At 44.7% G+C, this 18,881-nt stretch carries 21 protein-coding genes; all 21 read right to left on the bottom strand.

What is annotated here, in order from left to right; all coding sequences use genetic code 11:
- Positions 1 to 117: 117 nt before the first annotated feature.
- The 21 genes from LP667_RS15435 to LP667_RS17170 all read right to left on the bottom strand — a co-directional run bounded on the left by LP667_RS15435 (position 118) and on the right by LP667_RS17170 (position 18,491).
- Positions 118 to 216: a putative holin-like toxin gene (locus LP667_RS15435; protein WP_105960751.1), complete on the bottom strand. Its 99-nt coding sequence runs from the start codon at positions 214 to 216 to the stop codon at positions 118 to 120.
- 307 nt (positions 217 to 523) lie between these two features.
- Positions 524 to 1,159 (bottom strand): CPBP family intramembrane glutamic endopeptidase, encoded by a 636-nt coding sequence (locus LP667_RS15430; protein ID WP_056988525.1) that lies wholly within the window; start codon positions 1,157 to 1,159, stop codon positions 524 to 526.
- Between the two features lies 1 nt (position 1,160).
- On the bottom strand, positions 1,161 to 3,338 hold the full coding sequence (gene mobP2 / locus LP667_RS15425; protein ID WP_244926177.1) for a MobP2 family relaxase: 2,178 nt from the start codon (positions 3,336 to 3,338) through the stop codon (positions 1,161 to 1,163).
- Positions 3,322 to 3,789, bottom strand: coding sequence for a hypothetical protein (locus LP667_RS15420; RefSeq protein WP_056988523.1), 468 nt, complete (start codon positions 3,787 to 3,789; stop codon positions 3,322 to 3,324). Before LP667_RS15420 ends, mobP2 begins: the two co-directional genes overlap by 17 nt.
- A 17-nt stretch (positions 3,790 to 3,806) precedes the next feature.
- Entirely contained in the window at positions 3,807 to 4,307 is a 501-nt protein-coding gene (locus LP667_RS15415; protein ID WP_056988522.1) for a hypothetical protein, read from the bottom strand.
- Position 4,308: 1 nt separating this feature from the next.
- Complete coding sequence (locus tag LP667_RS15410; RefSeq protein ID WP_016526763.1) at positions 4,309 to 4,605, bottom strand: hypothetical protein; 297 nt, start codon at positions 4,603 to 4,605, stop codon at positions 4,309 to 4,311.
- A 285-nt stretch (positions 4,606 to 4,890) separates the two neighbouring features.
- The gene (locus LP667_RS15400; RefSeq protein ID WP_082618930.1) at positions 4,891 to 5,799 is read right to left on the bottom strand and encodes a hypothetical protein; all 909 of its coding nucleotides are present in this window, start codon (positions 5,797 to 5,799) and stop codon (positions 4,891 to 4,893) included.
- Between the two features lie 18 nt (positions 5,800 to 5,817).
- Positions 5,818 to 6,243 (bottom strand): thioredoxin family protein, encoded by a 426-nt coding sequence (locus tag LP667_RS15395; RefSeq protein WP_056988520.1) that lies wholly within the window; start codon positions 6,241 to 6,243, stop codon positions 5,818 to 5,820.
- Positions 6,240 to 6,539: a hypothetical protein gene (locus LP667_RS15390; protein ID WP_016526760.1), complete on the bottom strand. Its 300-nt coding sequence runs from the start codon at positions 6,537 to 6,539 to the stop codon at positions 6,240 to 6,242. Before LP667_RS15390 ends, LP667_RS15395 begins: the two co-directional genes overlap by 4 nt.
- Positions 6,536 to 6,754: a hypothetical protein gene (locus LP667_RS15385; protein WP_016526759.1), complete on the bottom strand. Its 219-nt coding sequence runs from the start codon at positions 6,752 to 6,754 to the stop codon at positions 6,536 to 6,538. The genes LP667_RS15390 and LP667_RS15385 overlap by 4 nt, the downstream gene beginning before the upstream one ends.
- Position 6,755: 1 nt before the next feature.
- Positions 6,756 to 6,971: a hypothetical protein gene (locus tag LP667_RS15380; protein ID WP_056988519.1), complete on the bottom strand. Its 216-nt coding sequence runs from the start codon at positions 6,969 to 6,971 to the stop codon at positions 6,756 to 6,758.
- Complete coding sequence (locus LP667_RS15375; protein WP_056988518.1) at positions 6,968 to 7,930, bottom strand: DUF3102 domain-containing protein; 963 nt, start codon at positions 7,928 to 7,930, stop codon at positions 6,968 to 6,970. The genes LP667_RS15380 and LP667_RS15375 overlap by 4 nt, the downstream gene beginning before the upstream one ends.
- An 817-nt stretch (positions 7,931 to 8,747) precedes the next feature.
- A complete protein-coding gene (locus LP667_RS15370; protein ID WP_056988517.1) occupies positions 8,748 to 9,377 on the bottom strand; it encodes a hypothetical protein in 630 nt (209 codons plus the stop codon).
- Between the two features lie 12 nt (positions 9,378 to 9,389).
- Positions 9,390 to 10,553, bottom strand: a complete 1,164-nt coding sequence (locus tag LP667_RS15365; protein ID WP_056988516.1) for a phage tail tip lysozyme — start codon at positions 10,551 to 10,553, stop codon at positions 9,390 to 9,392.
- A complete protein-coding gene (locus LP667_RS15360) occupies positions 10,554 to 10,760 on the bottom strand; it encodes a hypothetical protein (RefSeq protein ID WP_041161907.1) in 207 nt (68 codons plus the stop codon).
- Positions 10,761 to 10,762: 2 nt separating this feature from the next.
- On the bottom strand, positions 10,763 to 12,715 hold the full coding sequence (locus LP667_RS15355; protein WP_056988515.1) for a hypothetical protein: 1,953 nt from the start codon (positions 12,713 to 12,715) through the stop codon (positions 10,763 to 10,765).
- A 16-nt stretch (positions 12,716 to 12,731) separates the two neighbouring features.
- Complete coding sequence (locus LP667_RS15350) at positions 12,732 to 13,391, bottom strand: hypothetical protein (RefSeq protein WP_016526753.1); 660 nt, start codon at positions 13,389 to 13,391, stop codon at positions 12,732 to 12,734.
- Positions 13,363 to 13,746, bottom strand: coding sequence for a DUF5592 family protein (locus LP667_RS15345; RefSeq protein WP_041161906.1), 384 nt, complete (start codon positions 13,744 to 13,746; stop codon positions 13,363 to 13,365). Before LP667_RS15345 ends, LP667_RS15350 begins: the two co-directional genes overlap by 29 nt.
- A 264-nt stretch (positions 13,747 to 14,010) precedes the next feature.
- Positions 14,011 to 16,644: a pLS20_p028 family conjugation system transmembrane protein gene (locus tag LP667_RS15340; RefSeq protein WP_056988514.1), complete on the bottom strand. Its 2,634-nt coding sequence runs from the start codon at positions 16,642 to 16,644 to the stop codon at positions 14,011 to 14,013.
- 318 nt (positions 16,645 to 16,962) lie between these two features.
- Complete coding sequence (locus LP667_RS15335; RefSeq protein ID WP_244926176.1) at positions 16,963 to 18,006, bottom strand: primase C-terminal domain-containing protein; 1,044 nt, start codon at positions 18,004 to 18,006, stop codon at positions 16,963 to 16,965.
- A gap of 170 nt (positions 18,007 to 18,176) precedes the next feature.
- Entirely contained in the window at positions 18,177 to 18,491 is a 315-nt protein-coding gene (locus LP667_RS17170; RefSeq protein WP_244926175.1) for a hypothetical protein, read from the bottom strand.
- Between the last annotated feature and the right edge of the window lie 390 nt (positions 18,492 to 18,881).

Below are 18,881 nucleotides of genomic sequence, written 5' to 3'. Positions count from 1 at the left end.
CGAGCGGTTTTTTAATTTTTGTGGTAGAATAAATTATAGAAAAAGGAAGTCCTGATTGCACAAGACTTCCCGTGTAGAGCCGTTTAAGACGGTGACAAATTTTAGACTAGATAGCCGCTAGCTTGCCAGAGCTAAGGCGGCTATTTTTTGCTGACTTTTAATCAGCTCAACAATTAATGCGATTAAGGCTACGATAAAGGTACCGAAAGCCAGCATTAATTGTAAAGCGTCCGACACGGACACTTGGGCTACTCCTTTCCTGGAATTTGGGTTGGCTTATTAGGTTTACACCATAAGCACCACCTCCAATACTGGAAATAGCCACCGCCTTAACTTCTCTACTAGCATAGTATAACATAATGCACGCTGTAACTACCGATACTACGGTATTCACAGCGTGCATTTTAGCTAATTTATCCATTGTTTAATTGCTTGTTCATAATGTCTATCTGACTTTATTTGTGGTCTACGGGACGGCTAGGATTTAAATAACACCCTAGTCTAGCCCAACCCCACCCTGGAACTAAATCAAACTCAAGCCATTATATAAACTATGCACCACTAAATTAAGGCGCAAGTCGTGTTGCCGCTGGTATAAGCAAGCTAAGATCAAACCAGCCCCAAAATACAGTAACCAACTTAGACTGAGCCGCATTTCATGAACGCTCGCAAAAGCCCCGGCACTAACAATGGCTTGCCAGCTTTGATGGTTCCCCAAAAACCAGCGACAAAATAAGCCTCGAAACAACAATTCCTCCATCAGCGGCGCAATAATGACCAATTGACCGATCAACCAAACTTGACGCCACCCGCGCAAACTAATCAACCAGTCGGTTAAAACTTGTTGATTAGCGGTAGTATCCTGCCCACCACGGTGCATACTGGTCATCATAATAAGGCTAAGCCCCAACAGACTAACTAAAGCCCAGCCACCATTAATTAGAACCGGTCGCCAATGATCAATGGGGCGCCACCAGGCCTGACGACTACCATAACCCAGGCCTAACGCCAAAACCATTAACACCAGTGTGCCACTACCAAGTAAGAAAATGGTGGCGCCCCCGGACCTAGCTTGCAGCCTCGTTAAGCACACCCCGGTGGCCCATTGTTCAATTAGGATTAATCCCAACCAGCCCCCTACTTTGACCACCAGCTGCATCTCACCGCCCCCGTTCTTGTTGGGCTTGTTCAATCGCTTGTTGCTGGTTAAATAACGCATTTTTGGCCTTTAAATCTTGATAATGAGTCTGTTCGGCTCGCCGCAATTGCTTTTTCACTTGTTGCCCCTCTTGCTTTAAGATTTGGTGACTAGCCTGTTGCTGTTTGCGTTGAAATTGCTTTAAATGTCGCGGCTTCCAGTGGTTGGTCTTCGCCTCAATCGGGCCCCAGCCAGCTTTTTTAGTGGATTGTTGATCCCGCTTGATTTTAGCGCTGAGCCGTTCGCTTTTTTGGTACCGCTGGTGCACTACGGCCGGCGGTAAAGCTTCCTTGTAGCTAGCCAGCGTGGCTTTCAACCGTAACAATTCCTGTTGTTGTTTAGTGATGGCTTGAAGTTGGGCGCGCATCTGGCTTGGCTTGGTTAATTTAACACCCAATTCCTCACTTAACGCTTGCTGGAGTTCTGGTCGGAGCTTTGACCAGTTCACCCCACTAACGACGCTACCACCATTAAGTCGATGTTCCGCAGCCAATCGTTGTTGCATCTGGGCCACCCGCTCGGAAGTTAATTGCGTGATGGGCACATTTACGACGTCCGTGAAATAAGCCGTTAAATCTTGTAACTGTTGCTGTTCCGTGGGGCTTTGTTCCCATGGAGCTTGTAGCTTCAATTTAGCGAGCGTTAATCGTTGCTGATACCGGTCACTTAAAAAGGTACGGGCCTCCCGTTCGGCCGCATTGAGTGGCGCGGATTTCTGACTCAGTTTCGTTAACTCCCGCTGAGCTTGTTGCACCTTGCCCTGACTAGCTCGAGCATTTTGCTGACGCAAGGCCATGCGCCGTTGCCGCAGTTCCTTAGTCTTGGCAGGGGTTGGCTGTAGCCGATTTGCTTGCCGTAAAGCATCGATCCGTTGACGGTTGGCTTCAATATCGGCCGTGGTAAAGTTTTTAGCTAAACCGGCAATCGTCAGTTCTTGCTCATTGTCTGGTAGCTCGCGACAAGCCTCAAATAACGCATTGGTGAGTCGCTCTCTTAGTTCGGCTTCTTTATGTGCCAGCGTCCGCCCAGCCGTCCGTTGACCAAAGGCGGCTGCATTGTACTGATCTAGGGCCTGCACCGTTTGCTGAAAGGCTTGGAACTCGAGATTGTCTTGTAAATATTGATTGACCAGGGCACTCGCAATTTGCTTAGGCTTTGCCATATCGCGGGCATTACTTCGATACCGCCACCGCTTTTTATCAGCCGGCAGACTGGCAAAGAGAGCCTGCAGCTGTTGTTCACCAACGGTCTGCCTCAGTTGTTGGCGCAGACTAGCTCGTTGAACCCCTAACCGCTTTTCCAAATTCAATTTGCGTGTTTTAGCCTGCGGTCGTTCCAAAGCAATTAAGTCCTGAAAAATATGACTTTTGATACTCCGAATGGACGGTTGGGTAAATTTTCGCCGCGCTTCTTTCGCAACGCGTTTACCGTCTCGATAACCGTTTCTATCGGGTCGTGGACTTAGCTCCGAGATACCCAAGTGTACATGAATATGATTCGTATTAAATTGAATATCACCCCACCAAAATCCTTTTTCGGCTAACCCATTAGCTTTCAAGAGTGGGCCCATACTGTGACGCACCGCCGCTTTGATCTTCTGCTGATCACAGGCTTCAGTCTTAGGGTCATACAAGTGATTGTCAATCAAATATTGCGTTGAAAATGAGATAACCCCGGCCCATAAAACGCCTTTATTCGCCTGGGCGGTGTCTAATTTTTGCCGTAATTGATCCGTCTCGGCCACCGTTAAGTGATCGGTTCGTTGGTCAAAGTTGGGCGTTAATTGTTGCTGCTTGGGCTTGGCAACCTCGTCACCTTGATCTAACTCAGTCGCCGTATTGCGCGCCGTATAATCAATAAATTTTTGATAAGGCAAGCGCGTTGCCACCCCGTCTACCGGCTCAACTGGTTCCTCATCAGGGCGCTGACTAGTTGGCGCTAATTCAGCTAAATTGTCTCGTTCCAGTTGATCTAATCGCTGTTGTACTAAATTAACATCATTGCTTAAATCTGTTGCGTTATCACGTTCTGTGTATTTCGTATACCCACTGTAGCTCATTTTATTGGCCACCGTCGCGGCGGTAAAATATTGCAACCTAAAGACGACTGCTGGTTGCTGGTGCTCAATTGGTTTCGACATAATGCTGTGCATACCAGTCCTTCCATTGTCTAAATTCAGTTCGATTAATCTTTAAATAATTGGCATTCACTTTTAATAACGCACAAATTTCTTTCTCAGTAAACTCAAAGTAAGCCAGTCGCGCGGCCTGTTTTAAAATGGGTACGCGCTCGCTTGCGAGGACTTGATCATTAGCGGCAAATTCGGTAAACGGCACTGGTCGAATCTTAACTAAGATCTGATACAGCTCACGTTCCCGAGCAATTCGCGGCCAGTCTTCCGCACCAACTTGTTGTCGATACGTGGCATCGTCAACGACAAACTTTTCTTCATCATTATCATAGGCGCCAATTTCCACAGCCCACTTATGGTCAGCCGTATCAAAGCTCGATAATTGCGCTAACACATTTAGAAACTCGTCGGACAAATGCCAATTTTTTTTGCTAGCGGTCTTGAATTGATTAACTAACATGTCCGTCCCTCCCACTTTTAGTGTTGCCGTAATTGATTGGCTTGAATATCAGTTTCAATCATCTTTTGCACTTGTTGCATCGCCATATTGTTATCCGAACCGGGCGTATAAATTGACCCACCCTCCGTCACAACTCCGGCCGTACGATTATAAATCGACAATAACAGATACTTGATTTCGGCTTCATTTTGCCGATTTAACCGCAACTGCTTATCAATTTTCTGGTTCATTGGTGACTCCTGAACGCGTTTCAATAGTTCAGCTTCGCGCCCATAAAATGATTTTTGCCCTAAATTCGTGTAAAGAAACAGTTGAATAAATTCGCTGATGATGAAGTTATACATTTTATTTTCCGTGCGCACGAGCCGGGCCAAATCAGGATCACTTTCAAAGTAAGCTTTAAGTTCGGCAACCCGTTTTTGATTATAAGTATCCAACCGTAAATTGATTTTGCGGCCCCGTTGCTTGTTACTATCGGCAACCTGGTCATTGTAATCTAGTGGATTTTCGTTAGTCATTTCAATAATCTCCCTTCACCATGGCGGTCAATAAATTCTTAATCTCGGTTAATTCATTGGTATTCAAATTAGTAACTTCAACAACCCGATTCATCAGGGCCGTTTGTTCAATTAAATGGTTCGTAATATTCCCATTAATCAGGAAATCTAAGTTGTCCTGCGCCACCACTTCATTAATAATGGTGCGCATAAAATCAGAAAGGTTATCATAACCCGCTAACTTACCCAATCGTTTTAATTTATCTTTATCAACTTGATCAACATTGCGAATATAGAGATTCGTTTTACCAGTGTTCATTGGAACAACCTCCTCAAAAATAATATCGAATAAAACTTAATTGTCACGGCTAGTAAAAAGAAACTAGCAGAAAATTAGCGCTTAACAAGCCAACTGCATTAAAGAAGTAAAGAGCATAAGGGAATCTGTTGACTCGCCATTAAAAATGGCCAGCCAACCCGCCAGTGGCGGGGATTCCAGGTGCGGACTGCGTTTGCTCGTTTTTTGACGTTTTGGCCACCAAATAGCCACCGCTTGACCGCCTTTTGACCACCAGTTAACCACCGTTTGACCACTTTTAAAAATTTAGTTTTTGTGCGTTATTTGGGTACTTTTAGTGACCTTAGCGAGTTTAAAAGTACCGTTCCTTATCGCGGTTTGTTTCTTTTTAAGTAAAGCTTGTTCCGCTTTTAACGTGCTAATACGGTGCTTCGCACCCGTTATATTTTGTTGGTTTTGTTCGATGTCACCAGTTAAAGTTTCAATATCATTGTCCGTTTGGGTCTGTTGACTAGCGACTTCATACTTACGATTCGTTCGCTTCGTTTGGATCTTATCGTGGTCCGCACTAATGGCCGTCTTGGCCAGTTTGATTTTGTTTTGTTGCCGCTTAATGCTGGTGTTTCGCGCTGAAATTTCATCATTAATGGTCTGGCTGGCAAAGGCTTTTGGCGATAAAGCCGAAACCTGGGCCCGTCTAATTTTCGCCTGATTAGTCACAATAAAGTCCGCTTGTGGCGCTGACGAGCTCGTTTGATCTGTCTTAGGCGTGGCATTAATCAACCGGAACCGAATCGCTTCAAAGTTCTGATTTAAATGATCAACCATCACGACATACTTGTTTTCGGTGACTGGAATCACGACCATTTTTAGTTTTTGTGGCACCACTGTCGCTAACTCAAAATGTAAATATTGCGACAGAATTTCCGTGGTGGGGTCCGTTGACGCCTGCATTTCAAACGTCGCAATCAGGCGTTGTTGGGTCGGGCTATACTGGCGTTGGACTAGCTTGACACCTTGTGCGCTGTTGTCACCACTGAAGCTCTGATAACTGTTCAACGGCGTATCATCATTCTTAGCCGTTTGGCGATTTAACAGGCCATAATTAATAATTAACCCACCGGTTAAAACCAGGTAAAGTCCGATAATAAAAAACCGGCGTAGCCGGCTATGTTCTTTTAAATACCGCCACCCGGTAGTTAGTTTTTTCATCATTCAATCTCCTTTGCAGGGTTAATTTGCAGTCAATAAGTGTTTAATTTTGGTTAAGTTCGTTCCTTGATACCGAGTGACTTGACCGTGATCGTAGCGGATTAAAGCGGGCGTTTGGGTGACTTTAAATTGCGTTAAGTACCGTCGATTTTCAGCCTTTTGGGTATTAATATTGACGATTTGTAGCGTCCCACTAAAATAGTTCTTGAGCTCACTGCGCAACACTTGTGGCGCAATTTGGCGACAATCCCGACACCCCGGTTGGTAAAATAGCAACACCGCCGGGGTCTTTTTCGCTAACCGTTGCCGCACAACTTGCGTGACAGTCGGCGTTTGACTGGGCCGAATTAAACGCTCGGGTTGCCAATAAAACCAGCTCACTATACCGACCATCACGAGGACTAAACTAACTGATAAACCTTTCAACAACCAGTGCTTGTTAGTCATACTTGCCCCTCCATTAGTTGTTCCAATTTAAATTGGGCGACTAATTTTTTTAACGGTTTAACGGGCCATTCAATACGGCCAACGACGGTCGGTCGCCGACTAGTTAACGCATCAGTAGTCACTGGCACTTGCTTAACAATCCCAATTTGAATCGCATCATTACTGGGACACCCAATTAATACAACATCATTGGGCTTCAATTTAATTGACTGGTTTAACGCACTATCATATTGCACCACCAGTGGTTCTGATAGCCGATCTAGTTTAATAAGTTGAACCGTTAAAGCAACTTTCATTCCTCAATTGCCCCCAATCTAACAATCCGTAACGGGTGGGTTAAGACGCGTAAGCTTTGGCGTTGACCACCCAAATAATGGCCACGGTTGTTTTCCGTATCAACCAAACTAGGAAAGTTGGCCAACAACCATTGTTGGGCTAATCCTCGCGTGGCAAATACTTTTCCTTGAACTAAATCCCCGGCAGTTGTATCTAAAATACCGTACTGACTCATCTTATAACGTCCCCCGTTTCACTAATTGGCAGTGCTTAGCTAAGGTCCAATCATTTTGGCCTTTCGCATTATGCACAATATTTACAGTCGTGCCATTTTCCAAATGTTGTTCGATTAGCTGGCCCACTTGTGGCGCTTCTGACACTTTAGTGTTCCCATTCGTAGCCCGCGGTTTGTATGTCACCCAATCCCCTAAATGGATCGTTTTAGCCATCATTGTTCTTCACTCCAAGGATTTTGTTCAAGTCCGGCTTCTAACCGTTGCACGTTATGCGCCATCTTATCTTTTAACCGTAATAAGGCTAGAATGGCATTGTCATAGGCATCAATCTTGGTAAAGTCACTGCGCTCGACCACTTCACTTAACCGATCAGCCGCGTCAATGGCGGCCTGAACCAGTTGATTAAATTGCCGATTTAACTCGTTGTTGGCCATTAACAACGTTTGTTGGTGCTTCAATTGTTCGATTTTCTTAGTCATCTGTTCATATTTTTCACTGGTTTCCGCGTATTGATCGCGTTCTTCCCTAAGGGCTTCAATCTCGCGATCACCTTCGGCATTAACTTCTTCTAGCAGCTGATTTTTAGTCGCTAAAAGCTTAGTCTGCTTCTTTAGATCTTCGTAATCATCAGGCACTATCGGTACTGGAATTTCCACTTCACGAATCCCTTCAGCCTTAATCCGTTGTAATCGAGCTTCATACTTATCTTTTAAAGCTGCTTGTTCTGCGGCGTGTTGGTCGTCTTTAGCTTTTAACTGCTTTTTTAGTTCACGCAATTCACGAACAGTCATTTCATCAGGGGTCTTTTCCTCACCTGACTCCAAGCGATGCAACTTTTGGCGTTCTTCTTCGGGCAATGTGGCAATTTGATATAGGGCTTCCACTCCCAAATGTTGCGACATCGCAACATTTGATTCTCCTAATCCATCAACTATTTTCACTGCTCTATTTGCAAAAGTCTTGTCAACACCTACTGATTTCAACCATTTCTCATACTCACCATGCGCTAAGTCATTTTCTTTAACCCACTTCAATCGGCGACCAATTTCAAAAATTGACTGGCCTGCAATTGACTGATAACTCTTAATCTCCGTCGTAATTTGGGTTAAATCCGTTGATAAAGCTTGGTCACTAGGTGTCTCCACCACTTGTTGGGTAATATCTTTTCGCTCCATTTACTGGCCCTCCTTATTTTTAAAGCTCATGTGAAGGCAACAAAAAAGGGAACAACTGGTTTCCCAGTTGTTCCCTCATGTATCTACTATTTCCTCAGTCAGCGCCAGAATAACATAACTAACAAAAAAATTTAGTCTTTAAACCTTGCAACCGCAACGTTATACCGCGACGACTTCAAATAGTCTAAAGAAAATCGACCAAAAAGGCCTATTTTCTGCTCATTTTATGCTAAACTTAACACCGTTGCTGCTGAAACTTAGTAGTAACATAAGAGAGCAAGTAGGAAACATAGACAAGTTATGCTTCTTACGTCGAATCATGCTAAAGCCCGGACTGGTAATCCAGGACCAGTGATTCCCAAGCTCTCTTTTTTGATGCCCACACATCAACAAAAATTCAAAATAGGTTCTTAAATTCCAGCTGTAGGTTGTACACATCGCGAACAAGAACATACGTTCTTGTTCGCGACTTTAATTTATCACTTCTTTAATAAGACGTCAATACTAATACTCATTTATCAATACCAGCAATCTTGATACCAGATTCATTTTCAGAATCAAAGGTTACTATCCCTTGATTTTTGGTAATCCGCTGTACTAACAGTGTTTTAACTTTATTAGTCGTAACAGCAATCTGTTCTGAAACAATATACCCTATGAATTTATGATCACTAATTAAATCAGACTGAATCGGCTTAATTAGGTCATAACGTACAGTTCCACCATTAAATTGTTTACTAGTAAATGTTATGCTCTCCTTTAAAATTTTCTTTTTATTTTGAGTCTTTTGGTAGATTGTTTTATTTCTTTCTAGTCCTTAATCCGTCTTGCTGATTAAACTATCAATGGCCGTAACCTGCTGCTTAGCACCGTCATAGGTGACTTCATAAACACTTGTCCCGGCGTTCCAAGTTTTAGCATTAGCGTATTTGCTCTTATACTTCGCAACCACTAAGACCTTTAACTGAGCGCCACTAACTGCCTGGCGGTAAACCCGTAATTGCGTTAGTTTTGAGGTGACTTGGCTCCCATCACCATATAATTGGCTCTTGCCGCCAAAATACTGTTGGTTTAACTTGGGCGCTAACCATTGCTTAACTTTCCCTTGCCGCTGTTGGTAAGTGTCTTGATTATAATTATATAAACCATTAAACACCGTCGTAATATTTGCCACCATGGTTGCGTTAATAGTTTGAACCGTCTGATTATCGGCACTATTGTTTTTAACTCGCTCTTGGGCCTTAACCGCCGCCTGTTTGGCTTGGTTGGCCGCCAAGACGGTGCCTTTTAAGTGGGCCTGCGACTTTAATAAGGCCGCCCTTTGGCGCTTAACCTGACTAATTTCAGCGGTCTTAGCTTGCACCTGTCGGTACTCATGACCACCCCAAATTAATGCGCCAGCCGCAACTAAGCCCAAAAATACGATGATAACTGTTTTGCGTTCCATATCCTAACTCCTTTACTTCGCTTTGATCGCCCGGGCAAACGTGGTCTCGCCCGATAAGAGACTACTAAACGCCGTCCCAAACTGCGCAATATTAATGCTTTTACCAGTACCCCCAGATTCGATAATCCGGGTCCGATTGCCATGCCAGTCTTCCGTTAGAATGGCCGTATGGCCGTTATTTCCACTACCTTCACCCTGGTTCACAATCACAATATCGCCCGCTTTCGCTTCATTTTTATCAATGGCTTTCAAATAATGGTGCGGCCCAGTGGCATCGCTCGCCATCGTGCCAGTAAACCAGCCCATATTAGCGGGCACTTTATAACCCGCTTTATTTAGCACGAGCCACACAAATCCTGAACAGTCGGTACCACCGGATTTATTAGGATTCTTTAAGTCTTTCCCCAAATCTGAACTCGGGTGCGTCTGGACATAATAGAAATACCCTAACCAACCCTTGGCTGTTTTGAGAATATCACCATCATTCTCACTAGTCGCGTCACAACTACTCCCAGTTGTGTCATCACTAGCGGTCGCTAACCCATCACTCGTGCCCGGATCAGTATCACCTAATTTGGCCAGCCAATGATCCGCTAATGGATACCGCCCTAGTTGCCCTGACGGTCCCTTCTCCAAGAACCACTGCTCGGGATTATTGCGCATACCCTCATATTCCATCAACCAATCATACGCGGCTTGGTGCGCGCTGGTTTCCTTAAAAATATGTTTCGCACCTTGATAGCTATGCGCCATCTCGTAGACCATAAAATTCAATTGGGCATCTAAGAAGTTCCATTTTTTATTATTTTTAGCCGCAAAGCTCATGAGGTTATCGTAGCGATTACTCATCCACTGGGCGAGGCCCGTAGCCCCCGAACCGCCCGTATTCTTAACGCTCGGATTTAATTGTGACTCAAACTGCCAAACACCCAAAATGCCGGCTGCAGCTTGTGGGGTCGCTTTAACATCTTTGTTCGTCCGTAAGAACTGATAAATCGTCTTAGCATTCTTATTCATATCAGCGCTGGTCACCACATTACTGCTAGTCTCAGTGGTCACCGCACAATCATTGTCATCATCACTACTGGCAATAAATGTAATGAGTAGTAACAGACAGCTGATCAAGAGGAGTGGCACGCCCAAACCTAGACTGGCCATAATAACTTTCTTTTGCATTTATCCGAGCCACCACCTCATTACCAAAATCACCACCACCAATGCAAAAATTAACCCTATTGGTAAAATTAACTTATCCTGAATTTGCAGCGGGTTTTGGGTTTGACTTAACCGTTTCAGTTCCACAATCCGGGCTTGCCGGGCCTGTTGCCGTAACGCCTTGCGTTGCGCCCGGGTTGGCTTGTCTGACTTGGGTTGCCTTTTCATATTTAGCCCACCCCGCCATCATAACGATCTAGCATGGCTGGTGAAGCCTGCACCGTAAAGACATAGTTGCCATTGCCTTCAATGTGCATAAAACATTCATGCTCACCTAACTGGGCCACCGTGGCCAGTTCTTCCGGTGTGATTGCTTTACCAAAAGCTTGTTGTAACCGGGGTAAATCATCAGCGGTCAACCGAAAGAAAATGGGATAAGTAAATAACCCAAACATCTTTTTCATCGCCGTATCATACTTTTGATACCGCTCACTCGGCACGATACTTTTGCTATCACCCAACATTTCCTTGATCGTTGGCATCACTAGGTTCAAGCCGCAAAAATTCTTCCGCATTTCTTCCATCAGGTTCGTCAACCAGGCCACCCCTTCCGCAAACTCTGGCTTGGCGTAATTCTGAAATTCATCAATATTCAACCAGTAGTAGGGCACATCTTCTAACGCCACTGCGTGGTTGTTATACAGGGTGCGATACTTTTTCCCGTTATTGATAATGTCAGCCGATAATAAACTCAAAGCTGAATAGACTTGCGCGTTAAAGGTCGCTGAACCATTATTTTTCAAACCTGAACAATCAAAGACCACCGCTTTAATCTTAGAAAAATCTGGAATTGTGGTAATACCATTGAAAATGTCACCGTCTTTCGTCATCATATTCTCAAAGGTGTTCACAATCCGGTTAATTGATGTAATTTCAACGTCCGGCCGCCGCGTAATTTGATAATTATCTTGAACTTGCCGTAAATAGACCACAAATTCCCCTAAAGTCGGGTATTGATCATGGGGTAACCCAATCGCGTACAATTTATTGCGATTTTCAGAAGGATTGGCCACCCACATCTTTTGCATGATATAAAATTCTGTGGTGAGATTTTGCAACCGAATCCGATCATCATTGGTCAAGTCCAGATTCTGTAAACAAGCCATACTACTGATCTTTTCGATATGGTGATTAAACGACCCAATTTCATCAATCGCTTGGCCGTCTTTCGTCGTGGCCGTTGGAAAAATTTCAAACGGGTTAATTCGATTCTCACTGCCGTCTAGTGAAATCACAAGCCCCCCTTGGGAGCGACATTGCTTAGCGTACTCGTTAGCGACATCAAAAGTCCGGGTAAAACCCCCGCGGGCAAAGGCGATGTCATTCAACATTTTAGCTAACACGGATTTACCAGAACCAGGGCGTCCCGCTTCCATGAAAAACGAAGTTAAGCGGTTTTGCCCGACATAAAAGGGATCCAGCATGATTTTTCCTTGGGTCTTCGAACAACCCAAGTACACCCCGTGGGGATCATCAAGTTCGATATGATTGAACGGAAACCCATGACCAATGACACTCGCAGCTACTGGCGTGCCTTGCCGGTGATTATCCAATAAACTTTGCTTTTCGGCCGGCACATATAAGCTTCTAAACTCTGCTTCTTGTTCACCATAGAAAACCCGCACCCCAAAATCATCGGGCATATCATCAGTAATCTTGGTTAGCCGTTGCCGCAATTGGGTTTCATTATCGGCATAGACAAAGACACGAATGCTTAACCGCTTCATCTTTTCAGCGTGTAACAAATCCCGCAACAACGCGGCTTGTTTTTGATTGGCCTCGTCGGCTTCCATACGCGCAATCGGCTTGGCATTTAGATCGCGGGCCTGTGAGCTGGTTTCCGCCACTGATTTTTGTAAGGCTTTGCGAATCTTTCGTTGATCCTCAGTACCTAAACTAATCGACGTCACCGTAAAATCATATTTCATAAACTTGCGTAACCAAAAATAGGCTAAGCGTTCTTTGGGAAACTTAAAAACGTGCAAGCACGCCACACAACTGCCGCCAAAGACGAGGTGACTATCTAAAGTCGTATCCACATTTCCCTGCGGCTGGGTATGCGCTAACAGTGCCAAATCATAGCCCGCGGCTTGTAATTGTTTAACTCTACGTCTAGTTAACATGGCCTCCAGGCCTCCTTTATATTTTCTTGTCGTTCATATTATTGAGACTGTATAAAAACTTAATTTTTCGATCCAAGCCTAACGGTTCAAACCGCAAATAATGGCCTTGTCGTTGAAACAACGTCGCCACTCGTTCGGTCAACTCCGCTGGGGTGTCCCCAAAAATCAAGGCTAAATATTCTTGGCTTTTCAAGGTTTTCTCAACCGCCGTCGCAATTTGTAAGCTTTCATTGATATACCGTAACCGCGTCGTTAACATTTGCCGTTGTTGATCGTCATGACAATTGACTAGGGCTTGTTCAACTTTTAAATAATCATGGTTCAAACTCAGCTGTTGTTGCGCGGTGGTCGCTGGAAATTGGGTCGCAATAAAGCTCCAATCAGGATCATAACGTTGTAAAAATTCGGTAAACTCTTGTGTCGGTTGACTTAACATATTATCTGGCAGTGCCGTTAGTCCTACCCCGGGAATCCGGCAAATTTCGGCGTAGCCCCAATCATGCGCCAAAACTAAATAGTGGTGGTCATCATTGGTAAAGCCTTTGTAACCAAGCAGTTGTTCCACACTGCGCCATTTTTTAAATTGTTTACTCGGTTTCACTTGGGCTTGCTCAACTTGGCGCGCCTGCCCTAACGGGGTAATCGGTTTAACCGCGCCGTTGCTTGTTTTGCGCATTTTGTTTTAACCCTCCAATCGTTAATAACGCACTGAGTGAATCAAACTCGTAATACGAATAGCTGTGGTAATAGTGACCACCCATTAGCAGATCATTAATCACTAACTGGTAATTTTTCTTACCTGGGTTGTGATACGGTGTGATGACTAACCAAACCGCAAAAACCAGATTAATTCCTTGAAACAGCCAATTAATCCCAGCTCGACTGTCTGGAAACACTAAGTTAGCGATAATCATCGCCACCCCACACCAAACGAGCACTAAGACAATATCGGCGACGTAAAACAAGAAGACCTTCATACGGGCCTTCACGTCCGGCGTCACCCCGACATTGGGCATATTATTCTGATTCATCAACCTCGCTCCTTTCTTGAATAGCCTTAGCTTACCTAGTGCTTTGATCATGGGTGCACTACTACCTTGACGACCCAAATAAGCGCACAAAAAAAGCGCGCCCCCGGTAAGGGACGCGCTAACCAAGACCGTGATGGTACTCACCATCACTAGCCTAGTTGAATACAGGTTGATTTGTTTGCGAGGTAGGTTACCTACCACCATTAATAGCCGGTAAGCCATTAACAATTGTTATAATACGTCCTTCCTCTGATAATTGCAACCCTAGTAAATCGAGTCATCAATCTTAATTTCGGGTAAGTTAACCATACTTTGCTTATCCCCACCCTGTTCACGGGCAACAGTCGTTAACACTGTACCAGCCTTGGTTAAGGTCTTACCCGCTGAACGCTTGGGCCCACTGGCCATTACCGGTTGCCTACCTGATGCTGACTTTACCTCGTGCGAGCTTTGCGGCTGTGTAGTGGTACGGTCAACTGGAGCGGCATCATTCACCGACCCGGGTTGATCATCAACCGGCCATTCAGGTTGATCATCAACGGGACGCTCAAAGACCTCTCGCTCATCCTCCTCATAGTCCGAAATGACACCTTCCGGAATAACGCCTTTGTTTGCTTGATCACCATGTGCTGGTCGTGACATTGGCTCGCTAGCACCATCTTCACGGGTTAAGCCTTCTGGACGATCCGCTGAATTAAACTCTGCCCCAACTGTCGGTGCACCCTGATCAAATTGTTGATCATAATTGCTAGGAACAGTCCCCTCTACAGTTGGGTTTGATATGGTTCCCTCAAGACTAGCCTCAGTCTCTTTAGCAGTTGCCGTACCAGCCTTATCGGTTGGGGCTTCCTCAGTTGTCGGATCAGGTAAGGTCCCGTTAACATTGGTGTCGGTTGCTTTAGCTGGCCCTTGATTAGTTCCTTTGTCAGTAGTGACACCAGCTGTCGGATCTGGCAAAGTTCCCTCCGGACTAGCCTCAGTTTCTTTAGCAGTTGCCGTACCAGCCTCATCGGTTGGGGCTTCCTCAGTTGTCGGATCAGGTAAGTTACCATTAGCATTGGCGCCGATTGCTTTCGCTGGTTTTTGATTAATGTTTTTGTCAGTCGTGACACCAGCTGTCGGATCTGGCAATTTCTCATCTGAATCCTTATCTGGTTCCTGATCAGCCTTTACAGTTGGGTCAGGCATCGGTGGCACTTCCTTACCAGAACCATCGCCCGTTGCAGTCTTGGTGCTATCAGGGTCAGCTTGAGAAGACGGATCGGCCTTTACGGATTTACCAGCCTCGGCACTCGTCTCCGTTTCTTCGTTGGTTGGTTGCTGATTGCTTTTTGGTTGATCACCCTGATCGGCGCGATCCATTGTTGGCTGACCAGTGGTTGGATTCGTCTGTTGCTGGTCTTTAGCTTGTGTCGCTTTAGTTGGATCAGGCAGAGCGGAAGCCTCACCAGTCAAACCATCAACCATTTTCTGATAAGACCCTTTCATGCCTTCCCGGGCCATGCTAATTCCCTTAACTCCAGCCTTAACGCCTTTAGCCCCTGCCTTAACTCCAGTTAGACCCAGTCCGAGACCCATCAGAGCACCTAATGCGGTGCCATTTTTGGACTGAGGTACCCCCGTCCAACGTTCAATCAGACTAACTCCGGACATAAACGCCACAAAACAAGACAGATACATAAGTACTAAGAAAAAACCAATCGGCAACGCCGAATTTGGATATTGTTTTAGAAAAGCCACGCCCGGATTATCGGCTGACCCCAGATAATCTAAGGCAATTAGAAACAGCCGTAAGCCAATCATTTCAGCGAATATCCCGATAAACGAGCCTTGGATTGCTTGCATGACTTCTTTTAACCGTTGATTGGTACGTAAATCTTGAAACCCCATCAGCGGCGCTGAGGCATTGAGCATCAAAATTTCAAACCAAGATTTGCCAACTCGAAAAGCAATTAACCCAAACATACAAGCAAGCAATAAGAGTTGTAAATCGGCGATAACGAAATGGCCAGTATAACGTGGATAAACCGACTCAAAAGCCTTGGGTAACTGACTTTGCTTACTTGGCAAGGTAGCGTCCTCAACCGTATATTGATTCGTTTCCGCCCCCATTTTTACCCGATGCTTAAAGACATTATCAACACCCTTAGGAATCGCATTCGTTTTCAAATTATCCGACGCAATAACTTCTGAAAGGTCCAAATAACCAATGTTGTCCGCATTAATCCCGTTATATTTGGCCATTTGACCATCTAATTTCGCCGGATTAACGTCAAACCCTTTTTTGGCTAGGGCTACTGAATCGACAATATTATTCTGAACCGGTTGGACCGCAATGCTGGTTACACCACTGCCATTATTACCAACAATATCTTGGGCACCGGCCGTCACGAATTGACTAAACAAGTTAGTCCCAAACGGCAACATTACTAAGATTGCAATCACCACCACCAAGTTCGTAATCACTTCATGTAGTTTCGTCTTAGCCCGAAAAATATTCTCAACCAGCAAGTAACCTAACCCAACAGTTAAAAGCGCAAATCCTAATAATACGATGGTCTTATAAAGGGTCCCCATCTCACCAACATTAAAATTAGCAAAAAAGCCAAACAGTTTTAAAATCGCCATGAACACACTCTCTAAAGCCTGAGCCGTGTGATACAGGCCTAATAAGATCCACTCATTGACCGTCCCAATAATCTTCTGAACCGCTAAAATATCCGTGTGCAAGACAGCATGCCATGATAGATAAAACTTAACAACTCCATCACCCTGCTCTCCTAAAGAACTGCCGCCCCAATTAAGAATCTTATCTCCTAATTGGTTATTATTAAGCAATGCTTCGGGCACTTGATAACCGGACGCTAGTACCACTAACCACTGAAAAAACGTTGTCATAACCAAACCCCTCTCACTTTCGATTTACAGTTAGCTTAACTACTGCTCATCAAAAGCGAGCAACACTACTCACCAGCCTTAACTAGTATTGGCCGAATATTCCCGGCTTAAAACCCGCCTAGGCGGAGTAGCTTAAATCGCGATCATGCGTCTCACGTGAGGAGCTAGTTCTAAACGGTTTGGAGGCGACGGGACGACTAATAACTAAACAACACCCTAGTCTAGCCCAGCTAACGCCCAGCATACCTATTCAGTCCCCAACCAAGAAACCCTTGTGCAGAACTATAAATACGTAATGGCATTTTAGAACACTAAATTTTAACCCGTATCTAGCAAGCTCAATTGGGCATTGCGGTAATGATCTTGGCGATCATCAAGACTCAATTGTTGTAGTGCCACTAGTTCTTCTGAGGGTTCTAATAACCGAGCCACCGTTAGCCAATAGTTTAATCGCTGTTGGCGTTGTAACCTCATCGCATGTTGTAACAAACTACTACGAGTCGCAAACTTCGTTGCTTGCCGACCACTGCCTTTTTCACGATAAACTAAGCCTTGATCAATTAGATCTTTCAGGGCCTTGGTTAGACTACCTAAGCAAATATTTAATCCTTTAGAAATGTGACGTAAAGATGTTTTGGTAAACCAATTATTGTCCTGAGAAATGGTTTTGTTAAAATAGGCCAACAAATCAGCTTGCCATTCATGAACGTGACTGTTAACGCGTTCTGAACGCGGCTTCGCATACTTATACCAGGTTGTTTGTGAACGCTGCAAATAAACCCGCCTGTCAGCATCGGGAACCCAAGTTTCTAGCAACGCATTCACATATTCACGGCTGGCCGCATGGAACTGACCTGAATAAGCATCATTAATTACTTTTTGAACGTGCTGTGTCGCCAGCGGGTGGTTAAGATTGCTGTTAAATTCGTCCAAAATATCAAAGCACTGGGCTTGCGAGACATTTGAGGCATAGCAAGCTAAAGCCAGTGTGAAGATGGTATTGTGCCGACCATAGCCCACGTTTTGATCAATGTCCGTTTGGTTAATTAAGGCTTGAAACCAAGGTTGGTCAATCTGGCGACTAGTCCGCCGAGCATAAAAAGACCGTTGAGTATTTTGGAGCTTAATTTGGTGCTGGTCATTCGCAAAATTAATACTCCAAGTCATTAAAGCTTGGAAGTCAACCGTCATTTTAGGCTCAAAGTATTCAATATTGTCTGGCCGCGGGACTCTGAAAATACCAAAGCTGTTGCAAGTCACATCGACCGCTGGTAATTTTTGCGCGTAGTATTGCTTTAACGACTTAGCAATAGCTTTAGCCGCACGTACTGCCGGCAATTTTCCATTAGCATGCCGGCGCACAAAAACCGGCTTATCAAAGACATAGTAGATATGATAGCCCTTTGGGTCGCCAAAATTAACGTTGGCATAAACTGTACGTCAACATAGCCGTGTCCCAAACCTCGGCAAACTTTGCTTGCGCTCCTCAGCATCACCGTAGTCAACGTCAACCACTAACGTATTGAGCTGACTTAAATTTTGTTCCTTAGCCCTTTTACATAATGCTTAGCCGTGTCTGTATAGGTGAGGTAGTTAAAAACATTGGGCGTCCAATGCGTGCTGGTCGCATAATTATCATAGACGGCTTCTTTGGAGGTATAAATCGTCCCCCAGCTTTTCGCCATTTGGGCTTTACTGCGATACATGGCAATCGCACCTTGCTTATTTTGTTGCCCCGGAACCGTTTTTTCTAACTTCAAGACGTTACTATGCCGGGCTTTAGTTTCCCGTAACCCTTGATGCAGAATCAAATCAATCGCTTGTTGTGCTGTTTCCATCGCTACCATGCTGGTCACCCCCTACTAAAAAAGAACGCCGTAGCGTTCTTAGTCATCATTTTTATGTATTAAAATTAAACGTTCAAACACTAGATTTTTAAGCAATCGCTCCAGTTAACGTGGCTACTTGGTATTTAAACCCCAACTTGGCTCTTAGGGCGGTCAAATTCATCAAACTGCATTCTTGCCAAACGTAACTGGCACGAGTACAATTAACTCAATCGTAATGGTTACAGAGTTCCCGTGGCCTAGACCCCACGGGGATTTTTTGTTTATTTAATTTTTAATTGGGATTAGCTTAACAGGTTTCAACAAACATGAAGCACTTCTCCCTTTAGGCTTAATCAAACAAAAAACAGATTAAGCCGCCCACTGGGGTAACTTAATCTGCTTTAACTA

Origin of the sequence: Lactiplantibacillus paraplantarum, from assembly GCF_003641145.1 — a bacterium.
GTDB lineage: Bacteria > Bacillota > Bacilli > Lactobacillales > Lactobacillaceae > Lactiplantibacillus > Lactiplantibacillus paraplantarum.
The sequence above is the reverse complement of the archived record's forward strand: the minus strand, read 5'-3'. Positions and strand labels throughout refer to the sequence as shown.